Raw genomic sequence first — 18,083 nt, forward strand, 5'->3', positions numbered from 1 at the left:
GGTTCAAGTCCCGTCCGCTCCGCCATTTAAACATCCTTCATTGTTTTATCTCCTGGAGTATTGCGCGATGAGTTCGGCTAATGCCTGCTTAACGTGTGGGGCTTGTTGTGGATCCTATCGTGTGTCCTTTTACTGGGGCGAAGCTACCGGTGCGCCTGAAGGCTATGTGCCAAGCGAACTGACGGAAGCTTTTCATCCGCACCTGCTGTGTATGCAGGGGACCAACCAAAAACAACCACGTTGTGTCGCCCTTGAAGGCGAGATCGGCCAGCAAGTCAGTTGCAGCATCTATCAAAACCGTCCATCGCCTTGCCGGGAATTCGATATTTCGGTAAACGGCAGTAATCCGTTTTGTGACAAAGCCCGGTTAAAATATGGGCTGCCGCCTCTGATTCCTGTTATTCATGTTGCCTGATATAACCATAAATCCGCTAAATGGCGAACTTTGCGCTATGAATTACTCTTGAGCCTGAGTGCGCAGGGGGGTACATTAGTGGGATCACTACAACAAGGAGAAAGACTATGCGCAAGAGCCTAATCGCTATTGCTATCGGCGCTACGCTATCCGTGGCTGCCTGTTCTGATAAAGACGCCACTGAACAAACAACACAGGTTGCTGCTCAGACAGAACAAACCGCTGCTACCGAATTCAACGAGAGCAATCCGTTCTATGAAGCCAGCACGCTGCCTTACCAGGCGCCTGACTTTACCCAAATCAAATTTGAGCACTTCCGCCCGGCGTTTGAAGCTGGCATGGCAGAGCACATGGAAGAAATCGTTGCGATTGCCAGTAATCCGGAACTTGCTACTTTCGAGAACACTATCGTTGCTATGGAGCGATCAGGTCGCCTGCTAGGCCGCGTATCCTCTGTTTTCTATAACTTAGCTGGCTCAAACAGCAATGATGATATCCGCAATTTACAAGGTGAACTGGCGCCGAAGATGGCGGGTCACCGCGACAACATCATGCTGAACGCTGATTTATTTGCGCGGGTACAGGCGGTTTATGACAACCGGATGATGCTCGAAGGTGAAGATCTGCGTCTGGTTGAAGAAACCTATAATGATTTCATCCGTGCCGGCGCTCAGCTTTCTGATGAAGCACAGGTTGAAATCCGCGAGTTAAACTCAGAATTGTCATCGCTGACCACCGAGTTCCAGCGCAACCTGATGAAACTGGTTGATGAGAACCTGATCGTTGTTGACGATAAAGCCCAACTGGCTGGTCTGAGCGACAGCGAAATTGCCCGCCTGGCAGAAACCGCAAAAGCTGAAGACATGGAAGGCAAGTACGTTATTAAGCTGACCAATACCACCCGCCAGCCAATTTTACAGTCACTGGAAAACCGTGAACTGCGTCAGCGTATCTGGGAAGCTTCGGCAAACCGCGGTACCGGTAACACTGCAACGGATAACCGTCCGCTGGTATCACGTTTAAGTGAACTACGGGCTCAGAAAGCGAAACTGCTTGGTTATGACAACTGGGGCCTGTATGTGCTGGATACCAGCATGGCTAAAACCCCAACCGCGGCACAGGACATGCTCCGTGACCTGGTTCCGGCAGTAGTAAGTAACGTTGCCAAAGAGCAAGCCGCGATTCAGGAAATGATTGAAGCCGAAGGCGGTGATTTCGAAGTGAAACCATGGGATTGGGCCTTCTACGCTGAAAAAGTTCGTGAAGACCAGTACGCTATCGATTCGGATGAAGTGAAGCAATACTTTGAATTCAACCGCGTTGTTGAAGACGGTGTATTTTTCGCGATGAACCAGCTGTTTGGTATCACTTTCCATCAGCGTGATGACATTCCTGTCTATGCCGATGATGTAGTGGTTTATGAAGTTAAAGATGTCGACGGTTCTACTCTTGGCCTGTTCTACGGCGACTGGTTTACCCGTGACGGTAAGCGTGGTGGCGCCTGGATGAGTTCTTATGTCAGCCAGTCACACCTGCTTGGTAACAAGCCGGTTATCCTGAACAACATGAACATCAAAAAAGCTCCGGACGGCGAACCGACTCTGCTGAGCTTTGATGAAGTCAGCACCATGTTCCATGAAATGGGACACGCGCTGCACGGTATGTTCTCTGATGTGAAATACCCGTCGCTGGCTGGTACCTCAGTATCGCGTGACTACGTAGAATTCCCGTCAACTTTCCAGGAAGACTGGACCATGCATCCTAAAGTCATGGCAAACTACGCTCGTCATTATGAAACTGGTGAAGTTATTCCTGAAGACCTGCTGGCCAAAGTAATGGCCGCGAAAAACTTCAACATGGGTTATGACACCCTGGAATACATCTCATCAGCGTTGCTGGATCTGGAATACCACACGCTGTCAGCGGATGCCGCCAAGATTGATGATGTGCTGGCCTTCGAAGAAGCGGCCCTGGCTCGCAATGGCGTTGATGTAGAAGCGGTTCCACCGCGTTATAAATCAACCTTCTTTGCGCATGTATTCGCTGGCGGTTATTCAGCCGGATACTATGCCTACATGTGGTCTGAAGTGCTGGCAGCTGATGCCTTTGCATTTCTTGGCGAGCGTGGCGGTCTGACCATTGAAAACGGCCAGGCATTCCGTGAAGCCATACTGTCGAAAGGAAACAGTATCGATCCGATGAAACAGTACATCAACTTCCGCGGCCATGAGCCATCAGTGGAAGCTTTACTGGAACGTCGTGGTCTGACACCACCTAAAATCGACTAAATAGCAGTAATATAAAAGAGAATAGGGGGCTGACACCGTTTACTGGTGGCAGCCCCTTTTTTGTTTTGCGAAATAGTGATATAAAAATGTAAAGATTAAATGAAATTAGGGGTTTAACAAATGGCAGAGACGTTATTTGCAGCACAGCCTATATATGATAGCCGGCAGCGGATAGTCGCTCATGAGTTACTGTACCGCCATGACAACGGCATAACGGCGCTGGAGGTAGGTGACAGCCTGGCAACCAGTGAAGTGCTGTTTAATCTCTGCACCGGTATTGTTGAGCATGTTGAGCATTTCAAAAAGCCGGTATTTATTAACGTCGCCACCGATTTTCTGATGTCAGGGTCGTTTCTGCCACTGAATCCTAAAGACGTTATGATTGAACTGGTAGAGCGGATTCAACCGACGCCCGACGTCGTTGCGGCAATCGAATCCTGGGTCAGAGAGGGATTTCAGTTTGCTCTTGATGATTTTGCGTTTGAGCCTGAATGGGAACCATTAGTCCGTCTGGCCTCCGTTATAAAAGTCGATATCAGCCTGATTAGTATTGACGAAGTCAGAGTCCACTTTGAAAAGCTTCGTCACTTACCCGTGCAGTGGTTGGCGGAACGGGTTGAAGATGAGCAAACTTACAACGAATACCGGGAGCTTGGTTTTGACCTCTTTCAGGGGTTTTACCTTGCACGTCCTATCATCATTGAAGGCACGCGGGTGCCGTCCGCAGCCAGCCAGTTAACCTTTGTAATCGAGCACCTATTTGCGGAAGAACCTGATCTCTATGATCTGGTTGGAGCCTTATCTACCGATCCGCTACTGGTTGTGAATCTGTTGCGTATCGCCAATAGCCCATATTATGCGGCGCGGCGGCGCATCGAGTCGCTGAAAGAAGTGGTCATGATGCTAGGGCTTGAACCCTTGCGCAAGTGGGTGCTGCTGATTATTTCATTGCAGAGCACTACCCCGGTCAAAGCCAAGCTTGTCCTAACCCGTGCGTATATGTGTAGCGAGCTGATGCAACTCAATACTGCTGATCAGCGTCTGTCCGGACCCGCCTTTCTGGTCGGCCTGCTATCAGGCATTGATACGCTGCTTGGCGTTAAGACCAAAGATTTTGTCAATAAGCTGAATATTACCGACGCCGTTCGTGATGCGGTATTACATAATAAAGGCGGACTTGGCGAACTTCTGGCTTCGGTGGAAGCCTTTGAATATGCATTGACGATGAAACAGCCGATCGATCCGGACAACCCACTGTTCGGGATTTATCAGCAGTGCCACTTTTTAGTTGATGAGATGCTTTCAGCGGCAGGTTTCGAATGAAAATAAAACCCTTTCTGACGTTGTTAGGCTGCCTGGTAGTAACTGGTGCTGCGCAGAGTACAACCTGGGGCGAGCGCGAAGTCGCTGATCCATTATTACCCGGCGAAACCTGCAAAGTACGGGAGCCGATGAGCTATGGCGGTTATATTTACCACTGGGATTCAAAATATGATCAGGTGTTCTGGCCGCTGATCGATGTCGAAGGGATCTGGCACTGTGAAAAATCCGGATTCATGGCGCTTATCGGCGACTTTGCATTAAATCCGGATGAAGTATTACGTATCAAAGCTTTTCTGGATACCCACCCGATTCGACCGGTGAGCCGGGAGGACAAACTGGCCCGGCTGGATGCGCTTTATGCCCTGCGCGATATCGATCCGGACTATCAGAATATCGTCAACCGGGTACTGGCCCGCCAATATCAGAGCGTTAAAGATTATGACACAGCGAATCGTTACCGCGCCGAGGCCTTCGCAACTATTGAAGAGATACTGGCGCAAGCCGATTTAGATCTGGCGAAACGCGCACGGTATTTGTACCTGGGAGTGAACTACGCGCGGCAATTTGGGGAGATGGAACTGAGTGACGACTACCTGCGCCGGTTACATATTGTAATGATCGATGCGCGTGGTACCGAAGCCGAACAATTCATTGAGTACATTGAAGAATTTCTGTCCCATAGCCAGTATATTACGCCAGGCGGCGCGCTCGATCCGGAGCTGCCTGAAGCAGCACCAGACGAAGGGGGCTGACACCGCCTGGTGATGCCCTGAACCACCCCTGACTAGTGCCTGCCTCTGCTTCCTGCTATAATCTGCACCACTTTTTGAAGCCTTTTATCATTCTGAACTTAAGAATAGGAACAACTATGTCGAACGATGGTTCAAAGATTATCTATACCGAAACAGATGAAGCCCCGCGCTTAGCGACGTATTCATTGTTGCCCGTTATTCAGGCGTTTACTAAAGCGGCCGGCGTTTCTGTAGAAACCCGGGATATCTCGCTGGCTGGCCGGATCCTTGCTAACTTTCCTGAGAACCTGAAGGAAGATCAGCGCGTTAATGACGCGCTTGCTGAACTCGGCGAAATGGCGAAGACCCCGGAAGCCAATATTATTAAACTGCCAAATATCAGTGCTTCTATTCCGCAGATGGTTGCTGCCATCAAGGAACTGCAAGAACAGGGCTATAATCTTCCTGACTATCCGTTTGAACCAAAAACTGACGAAGAACGCTACGCCAAGTCGCGCTACGACAAAATTAAAGGTAGTGCGGTTAATCCGGTATTGCGGGAAGGTAATTCTGACCGCCGCGCGCCTGCTTCAGTCAAAAACTACGTGAAGAAGCACCCGCACCGCATGGGCCAGTGGAGCAAAGACTCCAAAACCCACGTGGCGCATATGAACCACGGTGACTTCTACGGTAGCGAACAGTCAACCACCATGGTGAACAGTGACACCCTGAAAATTGTCCTGAATACCCCAGAAAGTCAGACCGTGCTGAAAGAAGGCGTGAAAGTGCTGGCTGGTGAAGTGATTGACGCGGCTGTTATGAACACGGCCCGGCTGGAAGACTTCTACGTTAAAGAAACCAATCGCGCTAAAGAAGAGGGCGTATTACTGTCGCTGCATCTGAAAGCCACCATGATGAAAGTTTCTGACCCCATCATGTTTGGTCACGCGGTGAAAGTTTATTTCCGCGACCTTTTTGCAAAACACGGCGAGACCTTTAAAAAGCTTGGCGTTGATGTAACCAACGGCTTTGGTGATATCGAATCGAAGATCAAAGAGTTGCCGAAAGATCATCGCGAAGAGATCGAAAAAGATATTAAAGAAATCTTTGCTGAGCAGCCTGAACTGGCAATGGTGAACTCGGATAAAGGCATCACCAACCTGCACGTTCCAAGCGATGTGATTATTGATGCCTCCATGCCGGCAATGATTCGTGATTCGGGCAAAATGTGGAACCGTGATGATAAGCGCCAGGATACTAAGGCGATGATTCCGGATCGTTGCTATGCCGGTGTTTACCAGGAAACGATTGATTTCTGTAAAGAACATGGTGCCTTTGATCCGTCGACTATGGGAACCTGCCCTAACGTTGGCCTGATGGCACAAAAAGCCGAAGAATATGGTTCACATGATAAAACCTTCGAAATTGCGGCACATGGCACGGTAAAAGTGCTGAACTCCAAGGACGAAGTGATTTTTGAACACGAAGTTGAGAAAGGCGATATCTGGCGCATGTGTCAGGTTAAAGACGAGCCGATTCGTGACTGGGTGAAACTGGCCGTGAACCGTTCGCGCTCAAGTGGCATGCCGGCAGTATTCTGGCTGGACAGCAACCGCGCGCACGACCGGCAGCTGATTGCCAAAGTAAAATCCTATCTGCAGGATCATGATATCGAAGGTCTGGATATTCGTATCCTGTCGCCGGTTGAAGCTACGCGCCATACCCTGCAGCGCCTGAAGGACGGTAAAGATACGATTTCTGTGACCGGTAACGTGCTGCGCGATTACCTGACAGATTTATTCCCGATTCTGGAGCTGGGTACCAGCGCCAAGATGCTGTCAATTGTGCCGCTTATGAACGGTGGCGGCCTGTTTGAAACAGGTGCCGGCGGTTCCGCGCCAAAACATGTGCAGCAGTTTGTTGAAGAAAACCACCTGCGTTGGGATTCGCTGGGCGAGTTTCTTGCGCTGGCGGCGTCACTTGAGCACATGGCTGAGCGCATGAGTAATGACCGTGCGCAGATTCTGGCCGATACCCTTGATGATGCTACGGCTAAATTCCTGGAGAACGACAAGTCGCCTTCGCGTAAAGCGGGTGAGTTGGATAACCGCGGTAGCCATTTCTATCTGGCAATGTACTGGGCCGAAGCACTGGCGCAGCAGAACAAAGATAGCGCGCTGGCGGAACGCTTCAGTAAACTGGCAGACCAGTTCGCTGAAAACGAAGACGCAATCATTAATGAACTGAATGAAATCCAGGGGCAGCCAGTGGATATCGGTGGTTACTACAACCCGAATTCAACATTGGTTTCTAAAGCCATGCGGCCTTGCGATTTACTGAACGATATCCTGGCAAGCCTGTAAAGCGTTCGCCACAGATAAGGTCAGTTCCGAAAAGGGCGAAGCTTTGATGCTTCGCCCTTTTTTTGTGCGCGTCCTGACACCATCAGCTACGCTTAAGGAAGTTGTCACTGTCAGTTAATAAGGAGGTTCACATGGAGCAATCAGTTGAACTGACCGATATACGGAGCTTTTTGCTGTGGTGCGTGATTGGACACTACGCATTGCTGCTGATCTGGTTCGGTTTCTTTGTGTTTGGCCACCGCTGGCTATACCGCCTGCATAATCGCTGGTTCAGCATGACCAGAGAAACCTTCGATGCGCTGCATTATGCCTTGTTAGGTATTTTTGAAGTGCTGGTATTGGTGTTCTTCCTGGTGCCGCTGGTGGTTCTGTACCTGACAGGCTAGACTGAACTACGCGTAATGAATTGCTCAATCAAGGAGAAGTAAATGTCTGATAAAGAACCGGAACAAAGTCCACTTACCCAGAAGGTCACTGTCGATGATAAGACCGTGGAGATTGATATTTATCGGGGCGATGAAGGTGGCTGGATTCTGGAAATTGTTGATGAAGGCAACAACTCGACGATGTGGGAAGATGAGTTTGCGTCGGACGAAGAAGCCTTAGCTGAAGCGAAAACCGCCATCCGGGAGGACGGCATTGATGCTTATATTGGTGCGCATGGGCAATCCGGAAAAGGCGAATATGGCTACGAACATCGGGATGATACTGAACCCCGGGTTGAGGAAATTCCCCGCATTAAAAAAGGCCCTAAACAAGGAATGAGTAACGGTTAAGGAGGTGAAATGAAATTAGTCCTTAGTTTTTTTCTGGCCGGCATGGTCACCCTTAGTGGTTCTGCCATGGCGGTAACCGATACCTGCGAACTGAAAGCCGAAACGCCCAGTAAATTCCTGGTGCTTGATAGTAACGGTGATGAAGTTGGCTATATTGAACTGAGAAGCGACGATAGTTGGAAAGCCTGGGTGAACGAACGGGGTGCGGCCATCGAAACTTTCTGGACGCCCGAAGATGCTATGGGCCATGTATGCCGAAACCGGGTTATTGACTAACCCGGCTTCGGAAAAGGTGCTAGCGGTAAAGCATTAGCGCTGGATACATTCTGCCAGTGAACAGCCCTGATAGGTGCGTTCACACTGCTGATAGGCGCGATGCGCCGCGACCGAGCGAACCGTATCGCTGGCTTCAACCGTCATACCGGAGGCACTGGTTGAATAACAGTGCCAGTAGCCGGTTAAGTCAGCAGGAGCCGGCTCATCAGCAGACTCATTGGCGGCACCAGCGCAGCCCGCCAGTAATACGGCGAGCCCGCTTATTAACATGGAACGCATCATCATTACCGTTGTACGCACTGAGGATCAGTGCAGGCCTGATAATGCTCATTGCAGCGTTCAAACGCGGTCGCTTCGGTGTCTTCGCGATCCATGCCGGTCGCTTCATAAACCCGGCCACCACCGACACCGCTTTTAGAAACGCAGTACCATTCACCACTTACCATTGGCGATGCGGTGATTTCCGGGGCAGGCTGACTGGTATTCGTGCAGCCGAGTAAGACAAGTGTGAATCCTGCAACTAAAGCTAAACGAGTCATATGTCTGTTCCTCCTTGCTTCGAATCTTCATGTCAAAGTATAGGAGGTGATTATGAAAAAACCAGCTTTCCGGGACCACCTGGCCCGGCCAGGCTTACGACTTAGTCAAACGGAAGCGCTGGGTGTACATCCCCTCGTGCTCGACCATTTCAGTAAACATCTCAAGTGGCCGCACCCAGAGTTCACCTTTACCACCTTTATCATCCAGCGGCCGGTAAACCACCATATCCTCTTCGGTTTCGGAATGGCGCGCGACCCCGATAACTTCGTAATCCTTGCCTTTAAAATGCCGGTAAATGCCCGGAATAATTGTTGGCATATCAGCCTCTCCTTAAAGTACTTCAGGATTCAGTTGCCAGATCTGGTAGCTCAGCGCGGCCGCGAAAGTCACCCAGACAAAATACGGGACCAGTAGCAGCGCAGCGGCTTTACGCTGGCGCCAGAACAGAATAATGGTGGCCAGAATAAATGCCCACAGCGCTATTATTTCGATAAAGGCGATTAAGCCCAGATAGAAGCCAAAGAACAACCAGCTCCAGAGGGCGTTGAGCGCTAACTGAATGATAAATATCTTCAGCGCGGGGCGCGCTGTGCCTGCATAGCCCTGCTGTCGCCATACCAGCCAGGCAGCAACGCCCATCATGGTGTACAGCGCTGTCCAGACGGGCCCGAACAGCCAGGCTGGTGGGGCCCAGCCTGGTAATGTCAGTTCACGATAAAATACCGGTGCGTTGGCTGAGCCGAAGCCGCCAATTGCCGCTGCGATATAAACCAGAACGAGCCAGCCAATAAGACCTGCCAGTTGTTTGCCGATTGACATAATGTACGCCTTTTTTATCTGCGGTAATGCTACCTACTATAGCCGTTATTGCGCTAAGAGTGCTAGTCAGAAGCGGCAATACTCGGCATGACAATTGGCTCGGGCTGAGGCACAATACGGCTAACTCATAAAAAGACGAATCAGAAGCTTATGACGTCCCAGGCCGCAACCACAGAACCACAGTTTATTCACCTTCGGGTACACAGCGATTTTTCAATGATCGATGGCCTGAATAAGGTGGGTCCGATCTGTGAGGCGACGGCTACGCGCAATATGCCGGCACTGGCAATTACTGACCAGATGAACCTCTGTGGGCTGGTCCGGTTTTACCGCACCACCCATAAACTCGGTCTGAAACCTATTGTCGGCTGCGATTTATGGGTGTTGGACCCTGAGCAACCCGATGAAGCGCCCAGTCGTCTGACTGCACTGGCCATGAACAACGATGGTTATCAGCAGCTGACGCAGTTGATTTCACGTGGCTACCTGGCCGGCCACCGGCAGGGCAAGCCCTGTGTTGACCAGCCCTGGCTGGCGGATCACAGCAACGGACTAATACTGCTCAGCGGCGGCCGTGAAGGCGATATCGGCCGTAAACTGCTGCACCATCACGAAGATGAAGCAGAAGCCGCGCTGGAGTTTTACCGCACGCACTTTCCTGATCGCTTCTATCTGGAGCTTATTCGTACCGGTCGCCCCGGCGAGGATGACTATATCCACGCGGCGGTCAAGCTGGCGGCCAAAACCGGTATGCCGGTGGTGGCGACCAACGAAGTGGTGTTCCTGCAACCTGAAAACTTCCATGCGCATGAAGTGCGGGTGGCGGTGCATGACAGTTTCACCCTCGACGATAAGCGCCGGCCGAAAAGGTACAGTGATCAGCAATATCTGAAGAGCCCGGAGGAAATGGCCGAACTCTTTAAGGATATTCCGGAAGCGCTGGCCAATACCGTTGAAATAGCGAAACGTTGTAACGTTACCGTACAGCTCGATACGCCGGTATTACCGGAATTCCCCACCGGTGGAATGTCGCCGGGCGACTACCTGATTAAAAAGTCCCGCGAAGGGCTTGAGGTGCGTCTGCAGAAGTTGTTCCCGGATGCTGCGGAGCGGGCCGAACAGCGCAAAGAATATGACGAGCGGCTGGCGATTGAGCTCGAAGTAATCAACCAGATGGGCTTTCCGGGTTACTTCCTGATCGTTATGGAGTTTATCCAGTGGTCGAAAGATAACGGCATTCCGGTTGGTCCGGGCCGGGGTTCAGGCGCGGGCTCACTGGTGGCTTATGCGTTGAAGATCACCGATCTGGATCCGCTGGAACTGGACCTGCTGTTTGAACGATTCCTTAACCCGGAACGGGTATCCATGCCCGATTTCGATATCGATTTCTGTATGGACCGCCGTGATGAAGTTATTGATCATGTGGCCGACTTATATGGCCGTGAAGCTGTCAGCCAGATTATTACCTTCGGTACCATGGCAGCGAAAGCGGCAATTCGTGACGTTGGCCGGGTGCTGGGGCACCCCTACGGCTTTGTCGACAAGATCACCAAGCTGGTGCCGCCGGATCCGGGCATGACCCTGGAAAAAGCATTCGAAGTGGAGCCGCGTCTGGTCGAGATGTACGAGCAGGATGAAGATGTCCGCGACCTGATTGATATGGCGCGCATTCTCGAAGGCGTGACCCGTAACGCCGGTAAACACGCCGGTGGCGTGGTTATCGCTCCGACCAAGATCACGGACTATTCGCCGTTATACTGCGACGATGAAGGCAAACAGCCGGTTACCCAGTTTGATAAAAACGATGTGGAAGCCGCTGGCCTGGTTAAATTCGACTTCCTGGGACTGCGCACCCTGACGATTATTCAGTGGGCGCTGGACATGATCAACGCGAATCGCGCGAAGGAGGGGGACGACCCCATCTTCATCGAAGATATTCCGTTGCAGGATCCGCAATGCTTCCGGCTACTGAAAACCGGAAAAACCACCGCGGTGTTTCAGCTTGAATCGCGCGGCATGAAAGAGCTGATCAAAAAGCTGAAGCCGGATAGCTTCGAAGATATTATCGCACTGGTGGCGCTATTCCGGCCCGGCCCTTTGCAGTCGGGCATGGTCGATAACTTTATCGACCGTAAGCATGGCCGTGAAGCCATCAGTTATCCGGATAAAGACTACCAGCACGAATTGCTCAAACCGATTCTGGAACCCACCTACGGGGTTATTCTGTACCAGGAACAGGTAATGCAGATCGCACAGGTGCTGGCCGGCTATTCGCTCGGCGGCGCTGACTTGCTGCGCCGGGCTATGGGTAAGAAAAAACCTGAAGAAATGGCCAAACAACGGGCGGTATTTGAAGAAGGCGCAAAAAATAACGGGATTGACCCGGAACTTGCGGTTAAAATCTTCGATCTGGTAGAGAAGTTTGCCGGGTACGGCTTTAACAAATCGCATTCAGCCGCCTATGCGCTGGTTTCTTATCAGACGCTGTGGATGAAAACCCACTATCCGGCGCAGTTCATGGCCGCCGTGATGTCGGCTGATATGGACAACACCGACAAGATTGTGACGCTGGTAGATGAGTGCGAGCAAATGGGGCTGACCCTGTTGCCGCCGGATGTGAACAAAGGCCAGTACAAATTCACCGTCGATGCGGACCAGCAGATTATCTACGGAATTGGTGCGATTAAGGGCGTAGGCGAGGCGCCGATAGAAGCCATTCTGCAAGCGCGTAATGAAGGCGGCCCCTTTACCGATTTATTTGATTTCTGTTGTCGGGTGGATCTGAAACGGCTAAACCGCCGGGTGCTCGAGAAGCTGATCAAAGGCGGCGCTATGGATAGCCTTGGCCCGCATCGTGCTTCCTTAATGGCAACGATGGACAAAGCGATGCGGCAGGCTGAGCAACACGCGCGCGCTGAAGAGATTGGTCAGTCTGATTTGTTCGGGGTACTGACGACTTCAGATGACAGTGCTGAAATTGAACATGAGTTCGTAAAAGTCGCCCCATGGCCCGAAGCGCAATGGCTGGAAGGCGAACGCGAGACCCTTGGGCTATACTTGACGGGGCATCCGATTAATCGCTACCGTGCGGAGCTGCGCAATTATGCTGCAGGTACGCTGGCCGACGTAAAACCGACTGGTCGTGATCAGGTGACAACGGTTGCCGGGCTGGTAATTGACGTGCGTACCCTGGTCAACAAAAAAGGGCATCGCTGGGCGATAGTGACGCTGGATGATAAAACGGCGCGGCTGGATGTGCGCTTTTTCGCGCAAGATTATGAAAATCACTACGAATTGCTGGTAAAAGACAAGATATTGGTGGTGAAAGGAGAGGTCAGCTTTGATGAATACTCCGGGGGCAATACAATGTCCGCGCGCGAAGTCATGACCATCACCGGGATGCGCGAGCAATATGCCAAGGGATTAAAGCTGACGCTGCGCCCGGAACAGTTAGCAGGCGCCGGACTGAAACAGCTGACCCAGCTGCTGGCACCTTACAAGCAGGGGACTTGCCCGTTACGTCTATGCTATGTACGTGACGATGTGAGTGCGGAATATAAAGCCGCCACAGAATGGCATGTAACGCCGGCTGATGAATTATTGCACGAGTTGGAAGTCCAACTTGGTAAGAAACATGTTTCTTTAGAATTTTAATGGCAAACAGGAACCATAATGAGTCTGCAATTTTTAGATTTTGAAAAACCTATTGCTGAGCTACAGGCGCAAATCGAAGAACTAAAGTCTGTGAGTGCCAAAGGTGATTTTGATATCAATGTTGAGGATGAAGTCCGCACGCTGCAACAAAAGCGTGAACAGCTCATCAAAAAGATCTTCGGTGATCTGGGTGCCTGGCAGGTTGCACAGCTGGCGCGTCATCCGGAGCGTCCTTATACGCTGGATTATATCGAGCATATGTTCACGGATTTTGACGAACTTGCCGGCGACCGCACGTTTGCCAATGACCGTGCCATTGTTGGCGGTACCGCGCGGCTGGATGGTCAGCCGGTAATGGTTATTGGTCACCAGAAAGGCCGTGAAACCAAGGAAAAAATCAAACGTAACTTTGGTATGCCCAAACCAGAAGGCTATCGCAAAGCTTTGCGCCTGATGGAAATGGCCGAACGCTTTAAACTGCCGATTGTTACCTTTATCGATACCCCGGGTGCCTATCCGGGAATCGGTGCGGAAGAGCGGGGCCAGTCAGAGGCTATCGCCCGTAACCTGAAAGTAATGGCGCGGCTGACCGTACCTATCGTCTGCACCGTTATTGGCGAAGGGGGTTCCGGTGGTGCGCTGGCGATTGGCGTCGGCGATAAAGTGAACATGCTGCAGTACAGCACCTATTCAGTTATCTCCCCCGAGGGTTGTGCTTCGATTCTCTGGAAAAGCGCCGCAAAAGCCGAATTAGCAGCTGAAGCCATGGGCGTAACTGCTGGTCGCAGCCTGGAACTGGGTCTGATTGATGCCATTATCGAAGAACCGCTCGGCGGCGCGCATCGCGACCACCCCGAGATGGCGAAGCGCCTGAAAAAGCAGATCCTGTCTGATTTAGGCAAGCTTGAGAAACTGGATAAGAGCAGCCTGTTAGATCAACGCTATCAGAAACTGATGTCGTTCGGTTACTGCTGATTTTGTTATGACGACTGAGCAGCCTCTGTGCGATCTTTATCCCGTACTTACACAGAGCCTCAGTTGTCTTGATCTGAAACCGGGGCAGCAACTGGTTGCCTGCCTTGGTGGCGGAGCGGATTCGCAGACAATCCTTGATCTGCTGGATCGCTATCGCACCGAACACCCGCATTACGACTACCTCGCAATTCATCTTGACCATGAGTTTCATCCTGCCTCCGGCGAATGGGCCCAGGGGCTGGTGGATGACTGCGCCCGGCGGCAATTTCCCCTGTATACCGAAATCCTGGCCGTGCCGGGCGGCAGCAGAATCAGTAAAGAAGCCGCCGGCCGTGAAGCCCGCTATGCGCGCATGGCGGAAGTGGCAAAGCCGGATGCCGTGTTGCTGCTGGGCCAGCATCGTAACGATCAGATTGAAACCTTTTTGCTGCAGCTCAAGCGGGGCAGTGGCCCTAAAGGCCTGTCGGCAATGGCGGCAATCGCGCCCGGGCAGCACCAGCAACAATGGGTTCGCCCACTACTGCGGGTAAGCAAAGCCGAAATTTATCGCTATGCCGAACAGCATCAGCTGTTCTGGATAGAAGACGAGACCAACTTTGACACCACCATAGATCGTAATTTCTTACGTCATCAGGTGGTTCCGCTGCTGGAACAACGCTGGCCACAATTTGGCGAAGCCGTGCTGCGCAGCGCGTCCTTGTGTGCCGAGCAGCAGCAGTTGCTGGATGAACTGCTCAGCGTTCAGGTTGAGCCCTTGCTGGATGGCGGCGGGAACTTACAGAGTAAGCCGCTGGAACAGGCTTCGCCGCAACTGCAACGCGCAGCACTGCGATTCTGGCTGGCGCGCCGCAACGCCTCTATGCCGTCCTACGCGCAGCTGGAGCAATTGCGCACCCAGATGTTGCTGACCACCAACGACGCCAGCCCTGCCGTTAGCTGGGGGCGCTATACCGTAACCCGGCGGCGTGACCGCACCCTGGAACTCAGCTACCGATGATTAATCAGCGCAGAGCAATCCTATATGGCTTACTGGCTGTATTGCTCTGGGCTACAGTCGCAACGGCCTTTAAGCTGGCGTTAATCTATCTCACCCCGCGGCAGCTGCTGTTTATTGCCGCGCTCACCAGCCTGGTCTTTTTCGCCGTGGTCATCAGTGTGCAGCGCAAGTGGTCCCAGGCGGTGGCGGTGGCGCGTGTACACATCGGCTTTTACTGCCTGCAGGGGTTTATTAATCCTTTCGCCTACTACTGGATACTTTTTATGGCCTACAACCAGCTGCCAGCCCAGCAGGCGCAGGCCATCAACTATACCTGGGCTATCACCATGGCGTTGCTGGCGGTGCCTATCCTTAAGCAAAAACTGTCGGGCCGCGAGCTGCTGGCGATGCTGATCGCTTATTGTGGCGTAGCCCTGATTGCCACCGGCGGGCGCTGGGATCTGGCGCAAACGAACTGGTCGGGCGTTGGCCTCGCGTTACTGAGCACCTTGCTGTGGGCCGGTTACTGGCTCATCAATACCCGCAACCATGATCAGCCCGTGATTGCCTTGTTCTGGTGCTTCTTCTGGGGCGTGGTGTGGCTGCTGGCGGCAGCGCTCATTTGGCCAGAACCCTGGATGCCTGCCTGGCAGGGGCTGGTGGCCGGTATCTACGTGGGTATTTTTGAAATGGGTCTGACCTTTTTAATCTGGCTCACGGCGATGCGCACGGCCAGCAAAACCAGCCAGGTATCAGCACTGATCTTCCTGAGTCCGTTTTTGTCATTGATCCTGATCTACTCTATATTGGGCGAAGAGATTTACCTGACTACGTTGATAGGGCTGTCACTGATTTGTGGCGGACTCTATCTGTTGCGTGGCACCACTAAGAAGGATGCTTAAGTGAATAGCGGATTTACCGACGTACTATTGCTGCTGGCCCTCGCAGTTGTACTGGTGTGGGGATTTCGCCGTGTGCGTTTGCCCGCTATCCTGGCTTATCTGGCTGCGGGCCTGATTGCCGGCCCCTACATCACCGGCTGGATTGCCGACCCCAATGAATACCATTTTGTCGCTGAGCTGGGCGTAGTGCTGCTGCTGTTTTCACTCGGACTCGAATTCTCGCTGCCAAAGATGATCGCCATGCGCAAGCTGGTGTTCGGGCTGGGGGCGGGTCAGGTCGTCATTTGTACCATTTTGTTTGCGTTACTGGCGGTACTGCTGCTGGATGACTGGGCCGCCGCGTTCGTGGTTGGTGGTATCGTCGCGCTGTCCTCTACCGCCGTGGTAATTAAGCAACTGGCAGAAAGCGGACAACTGACCACCAAGAAAGGTCAGGTGACGGTATCGGTGCTGCTATTCCAGGATCTGGCCGTAGTCCCGATGTTGATTATTATTCCGCTGCTGGCGGCCACCAACGATATCAGCATCTGGGAAAGCCTGGGGCTGGCACTGCTTAAAGGTGCCGGCGTGGTGATACTGCTGATGGCCATCGGCAAATGGGTGCTGCCCCATATCTTCAAAGAAATTGCCCGGCTGCGTACCGATGAGCTATTTGTACTGGCCACCTTACTGGTAGCGCTGGTCGCCGGCGGCTTAACCCACTTGTTTGGCCTGTCGATGGCGCTGGGTGCTTTTCTGGCCGGCATGATGCTCGGTGAGAGCAAGTATAAACACCAACTGGAAGCCGATATCAGGCCGTTCCGCGATATTCTGATGGGGCTGTTCTTTATTACCGTCGGCATGCAGCTGAATCTGGACGTGTTCCTGCGCAATATGCACTGGGTGATCCTGGCGATGCTGGTGATTGGGGTGGTGAAATTTTTCATTATCCGCGGGCTGGCCGGGTTGATGGGTGAGCGACGCGAAGACAGCTGGGCCGCGGGCCTGATGCTGTTCCAGATGGGTGAGTTTGGCTTTGTACTGGTATCGCTGGCATTAACCTATCAGCTGCTGCCGCCGGATTTTGCCTCGCTGCTGGTCGGCATCGGCGTGTTCGGTATGGCACTCACCCCGGTTATTATCCAGCGCAATAACGCCATCGTTAAGAAGCTGCTGAACTGGCGCGGCAAAAAGGCTGAGGATTTACCCAAAGAAGCTATCCCAACTCCGGAGAAACCGAGCCGGGTACTGATTCTGGGATTTGGCCGGGTCGGGCAGACGGTGAGTCGCTTTCTGCGTGCCGAGGATATTGACTATCTGGCCATTGACCACGATCCGCGGCGGGTTCAGGAAGCTCAGGCTGGTGGTGCCAATGTGTTCTTTGGAGATGCCGGCCGAAGGGATATCCTCAAGGCCGTATATGCTGACAAAGCGGCGCTGATTATCATCAGCTTCGCCGAAGATGACCGGGCCATTGCAGTGCTCAAATCCGTGCGTTCACTGAACGAAAGGGCAGAGATTATCGTGCGTAGCCGCGACGACATGAAGCTCAGTGTGATGATGGATGAAGGGGCGACCCAGGTGGTTCCGGATACGCTGGAGGCGAGCCTGATGCTGGTTTCACAGGTACTGCGGCGCAGTGCTATTCCGATCCGCCGGATCCTGTCGCAACTGGATAAAGCGCGGCGTGAGCATTATGGTGATATGCATGGGTTTTATCCGGGCGAAACCACCGACATGGACCCGGAAAAAATCGATCGACTTACTTTCCTGCATGCTGTGGCACTGCCGGAGCAAGCCTTTGCGGTAGGCAAAAAGCCGCGGGAGCTGGAACTGGATGACATTAAGGTAAAAATTAAATCAGTGCGCAGGAACGACGAAGAACTTACTGAAATCGATGATGATTTCACGTTCGCTGAGGATGATGTGGTGCTGCTGGCCGGTTCACCGCGAGCGGTGGAAGAGGGTGAAAGCTATCTGCTGAACGGATGAAATAAAGGCTACCACTGCAGTCTGAAACAAATCGCAACACAAAGGCGCTTAGCTATTCTTGTCTAATCCCTCAT

The 18,083-nt window shown here is 52.4% G+C and carries 17 protein-coding genes; 13 read left to right on the forward strand and 4 right to left on the reverse strand.

Annotated elements, in window-relative coordinates; translation table 11 throughout:
- Window positions 1-67 precede the first annotated feature (67 nt).
- From IDSA_RS11410 to IDSA_RS11445, 8 genes are all read left to right on the forward strand, one after another.
- Window positions 68-415 carry a YkgJ family cysteine cluster protein gene (locus tag IDSA_RS11410; protein ID WP_034777151.1) on the forward strand — a complete coding sequence of 116 codons (348 nt, stop codon included), beginning with the start codon at window positions 68-70 and terminating at the stop codon, window positions 413-415.
- Window positions 416-522: 107 nt separating this feature from the next.
- Entirely contained in the window at window positions 523-2,703 is a 2,181-nt protein-coding gene (locus IDSA_RS11415; protein ID WP_034777153.1) for a M3 family metallopeptidase, read from the forward strand.
- A gap of 120 nt (window positions 2,704-2,823) precedes the next feature.
- Window positions 2,824-4,026, forward strand: a complete 1,203-nt coding sequence (locus tag IDSA_RS11420; RefSeq protein WP_051986253.1) for an EAL and HDOD domain-containing protein — start codon at window positions 2,824-2,826, stop codon at window positions 4,024-4,026.
- Entirely contained in the window at window positions 4,023-4,778 is a 756-nt protein-coding gene (locus tag IDSA_RS11425; protein ID WP_034777155.1) for a hypothetical protein, read from the forward strand. The genes IDSA_RS11420 and IDSA_RS11425 overlap by 4 nt, the downstream gene beginning before the upstream one ends.
- Window positions 4,779-4,894: 116 nt before the next feature.
- On the forward strand, window positions 4,895-7,120 hold the full coding sequence (locus IDSA_RS11430) for an NADP-dependent isocitrate dehydrogenase (protein ID WP_034777157.1): 2,226 nt from the start codon (window positions 4,895-4,897) through the stop codon (window positions 7,118-7,120).
- A gap of 131 nt (window positions 7,121-7,251) precedes the next feature.
- Window positions 7,252-7,506, forward strand: coding sequence for a DUF6868 family protein (locus tag IDSA_RS11435; protein ID WP_034777159.1), 255 nt, complete (start codon window positions 7,252-7,254; stop codon window positions 7,504-7,506).
- 42 nt (window positions 7,507-7,548) lie between these two features.
- Window positions 7,549-7,896 (forward strand): hypothetical protein, encoded by a 348-nt coding sequence (locus IDSA_RS12140; RefSeq protein ID WP_198024073.1) that lies wholly within the window; start codon window positions 7,549-7,551, stop codon window positions 7,894-7,896.
- Between the two features lie 9 nt (window positions 7,897-7,905).
- On the forward strand, window positions 7,906-8,172 hold the full coding sequence (locus tag IDSA_RS11445; protein WP_034777161.1) for a hypothetical protein: 267 nt from the start codon (window positions 7,906-7,908) through the stop codon (window positions 8,170-8,172).
- 33 nt (window positions 8,173-8,205) lie between these two features.
- On the opposite strand, the gene IDSA_RS11450 is transcribed toward IDSA_RS11445, so the two are convergent.
- The 4 genes from IDSA_RS11450 to IDSA_RS11465 all read right to left on the reverse strand — a co-directional run bounded on the left by IDSA_RS11450 (window position 8,206) and on the right by IDSA_RS11465 (window position 9,531).
- Window positions 8,206-8,451 (reverse strand): hypothetical protein, encoded by a 246-nt coding sequence (locus IDSA_RS11450; protein ID WP_126760519.1) that lies wholly within the window; start codon window positions 8,449-8,451, stop codon window positions 8,206-8,208.
- 5 nt (window positions 8,452-8,456) lie between these two features.
- A complete protein-coding gene (locus IDSA_RS11455; RefSeq protein ID WP_034777165.1) occupies window positions 8,457-8,711 on the reverse strand; it encodes a hypothetical protein in 255 nt (84 codons plus the stop codon).
- A gap of 94 nt (window positions 8,712-8,805) precedes the next feature.
- On the reverse strand, window positions 8,806-9,030 hold the full coding sequence (locus tag IDSA_RS11460) for a DUF1653 domain-containing protein (RefSeq protein WP_034777167.1): 225 nt from the start codon (window positions 9,028-9,030) through the stop codon (window positions 8,806-8,808).
- Window positions 9,031-9,042: 12 nt separating this feature from the next.
- On the reverse strand, window positions 9,043-9,531 hold the full coding sequence (locus tag IDSA_RS11465; RefSeq protein ID WP_034777169.1) for a TspO/MBR family protein: 489 nt from the start codon (window positions 9,529-9,531) through the stop codon (window positions 9,043-9,045).
- A gap of 150 nt (window positions 9,532-9,681) precedes the next feature.
- Between IDSA_RS11465 and dnaE the strand changes: the two genes are divergently transcribed.
- The 5 genes from dnaE to IDSA_RS11490 are packed head-to-tail and all read left to right on the forward strand — an operon-like array spanning window position 9,682 to window position 18,009.
- Window positions 9,682-13,185: a DNA polymerase III subunit alpha gene (dnaE, locus tag IDSA_RS11470; protein WP_034777172.1), complete on the forward strand. Its 3,504-nt coding sequence runs from the start codon at window positions 9,682-9,684 to the stop codon at window positions 13,183-13,185.
- Window positions 13,186-13,203: 18 nt separating this feature from the next.
- Window positions 13,204-14,160 (forward strand): acetyl-CoA carboxylase carboxyl transferase subunit alpha, encoded by a 957-nt coding sequence (gene accA, locus IDSA_RS11475; protein ID WP_034777174.1) that lies wholly within the window; start codon window positions 13,204-13,206, stop codon window positions 14,158-14,160.
- Window positions 14,161-14,167: 7 nt separating this feature from the next.
- On the forward strand, window positions 14,168-15,157 hold the full coding sequence (gene tilS, locus IDSA_RS11480) for a tRNA lysidine(34) synthetase TilS (protein ID WP_051986254.1): 990 nt from the start codon (window positions 14,168-14,170) through the stop codon (window positions 15,155-15,157).
- Window positions 15,154-16,038, forward strand: a complete 885-nt coding sequence (locus IDSA_RS11485) for a DMT family transporter (protein WP_034777176.1) — start codon at window positions 15,154-15,156, stop codon at window positions 16,036-16,038. Before tilS ends, IDSA_RS11485 begins: the two co-directional genes overlap by 4 nt.
- Window positions 16,039-18,009: a monovalent cation:proton antiporter family protein gene (locus IDSA_RS11490; protein WP_034777178.1), complete on the forward strand. Its 1,971-nt coding sequence runs from the start codon at window positions 16,039-16,041 to the stop codon at window positions 18,007-18,009. It begins immediately after the preceding gene.
- Window positions 18,010-18,083 lie beyond the last annotated feature (74 nt).

The sequence above is a fragment of the Pseudidiomarina salinarum genome, assembly GCF_000753715.1.
GTDB lineage: Bacteria > Pseudomonadota > Gammaproteobacteria > Enterobacterales > Alteromonadaceae > Pseudidiomarina > Pseudidiomarina salinarum.

Excerpts from the sequence above, each read along its gene's own strand:
- IDSA_RS11410 (WP_034777151.1), top strand. The coding sequence starts at position 68 with ATGAGTTCGGCTAATGCCTGCTTAACGTGTGGGGCTTGTTGTGGATCC.
- IDSA_RS11415 (WP_034777153.1), top strand. The coding sequence starts at position 523 with ATGCGCAAGAGCCTAATCGCTATTGCTATCGGCGCTACGCTATCCGTG.
- IDSA_RS11420 (WP_051986253.1), top strand. The coding sequence starts at position 2,824 with ATGGCAGAGACGTTATTTGCAGCACAGCCTATATATGATAGCCGGCAG.
- IDSA_RS11425 (WP_034777155.1), top strand. The coding sequence starts at position 4,023 with ATGAAAATAAAACCCTTTCTGACGTTGTTAGGCTGCCTGGTAGTAACT.
- IDSA_RS11430 (WP_034777157.1), top strand. The coding sequence starts at position 4,895 with ATGTCGAACGATGGTTCAAAGATTATCTATACCGAAACAGATGAAGCC.
- IDSA_RS11435 (WP_034777159.1), top strand. The coding sequence starts at position 7,252 with ATGGAGCAATCAGTTGAACTGACCGATATACGGAGCTTTTTGCTGTGG.
- IDSA_RS12140 (WP_198024073.1), top strand. The coding sequence starts at position 7,549 with ATGTCTGATAAAGAACCGGAACAAAGTCCACTTACCCAGAAGGTCACT.
- IDSA_RS11445 (WP_034777161.1), top strand. The coding sequence starts at position 7,906 with ATGAAATTAGTCCTTAGTTTTTTTCTGGCCGGCATGGTCACCCTTAGT.
- IDSA_RS11450 (WP_126760519.1), bottom strand. The coding sequence starts at position 8,451 with ATGCGTTCCATGTTAATAAGCGGGCTCGCCGTATTACTGGCGGGCTGC.
- IDSA_RS11455 (WP_034777165.1), bottom strand. The coding sequence starts at position 8,711 with ATGACTCGTTTAGCTTTAGTTGCAGGATTCACACTTGTCTTACTCGGC.
- IDSA_RS11460 (WP_034777167.1), bottom strand. The coding sequence starts at position 9,030 with ATGCCAACAATTATTCCGGGCATTTACCGGCATTTTAAAGGCAAGGAT.
- IDSA_RS11465 (WP_034777169.1), bottom strand. The coding sequence starts at position 9,531 with ATGTCAATCGGCAAACAACTGGCAGGTCTTATTGGCTGGCTCGTTCTG.
- dnaE (WP_034777172.1), top strand. The coding sequence starts at position 9,682 with ATGACGTCCCAGGCCGCAACCACAGAACCACAGTTTATTCACCTTCGG.
- accA (WP_034777174.1), top strand. The coding sequence starts at position 13,204 with ATGAGTCTGCAATTTTTAGATTTTGAAAAACCTATTGCTGAGCTACAG.
- tilS (WP_051986254.1), top strand. The coding sequence starts at position 14,168 with ATGACGACTGAGCAGCCTCTGTGCGATCTTTATCCCGTACTTACACAG.
- IDSA_RS11485 (WP_034777176.1), top strand. The coding sequence starts at position 15,154 with ATGATTAATCAGCGCAGAGCAATCCTATATGGCTTACTGGCTGTATTG.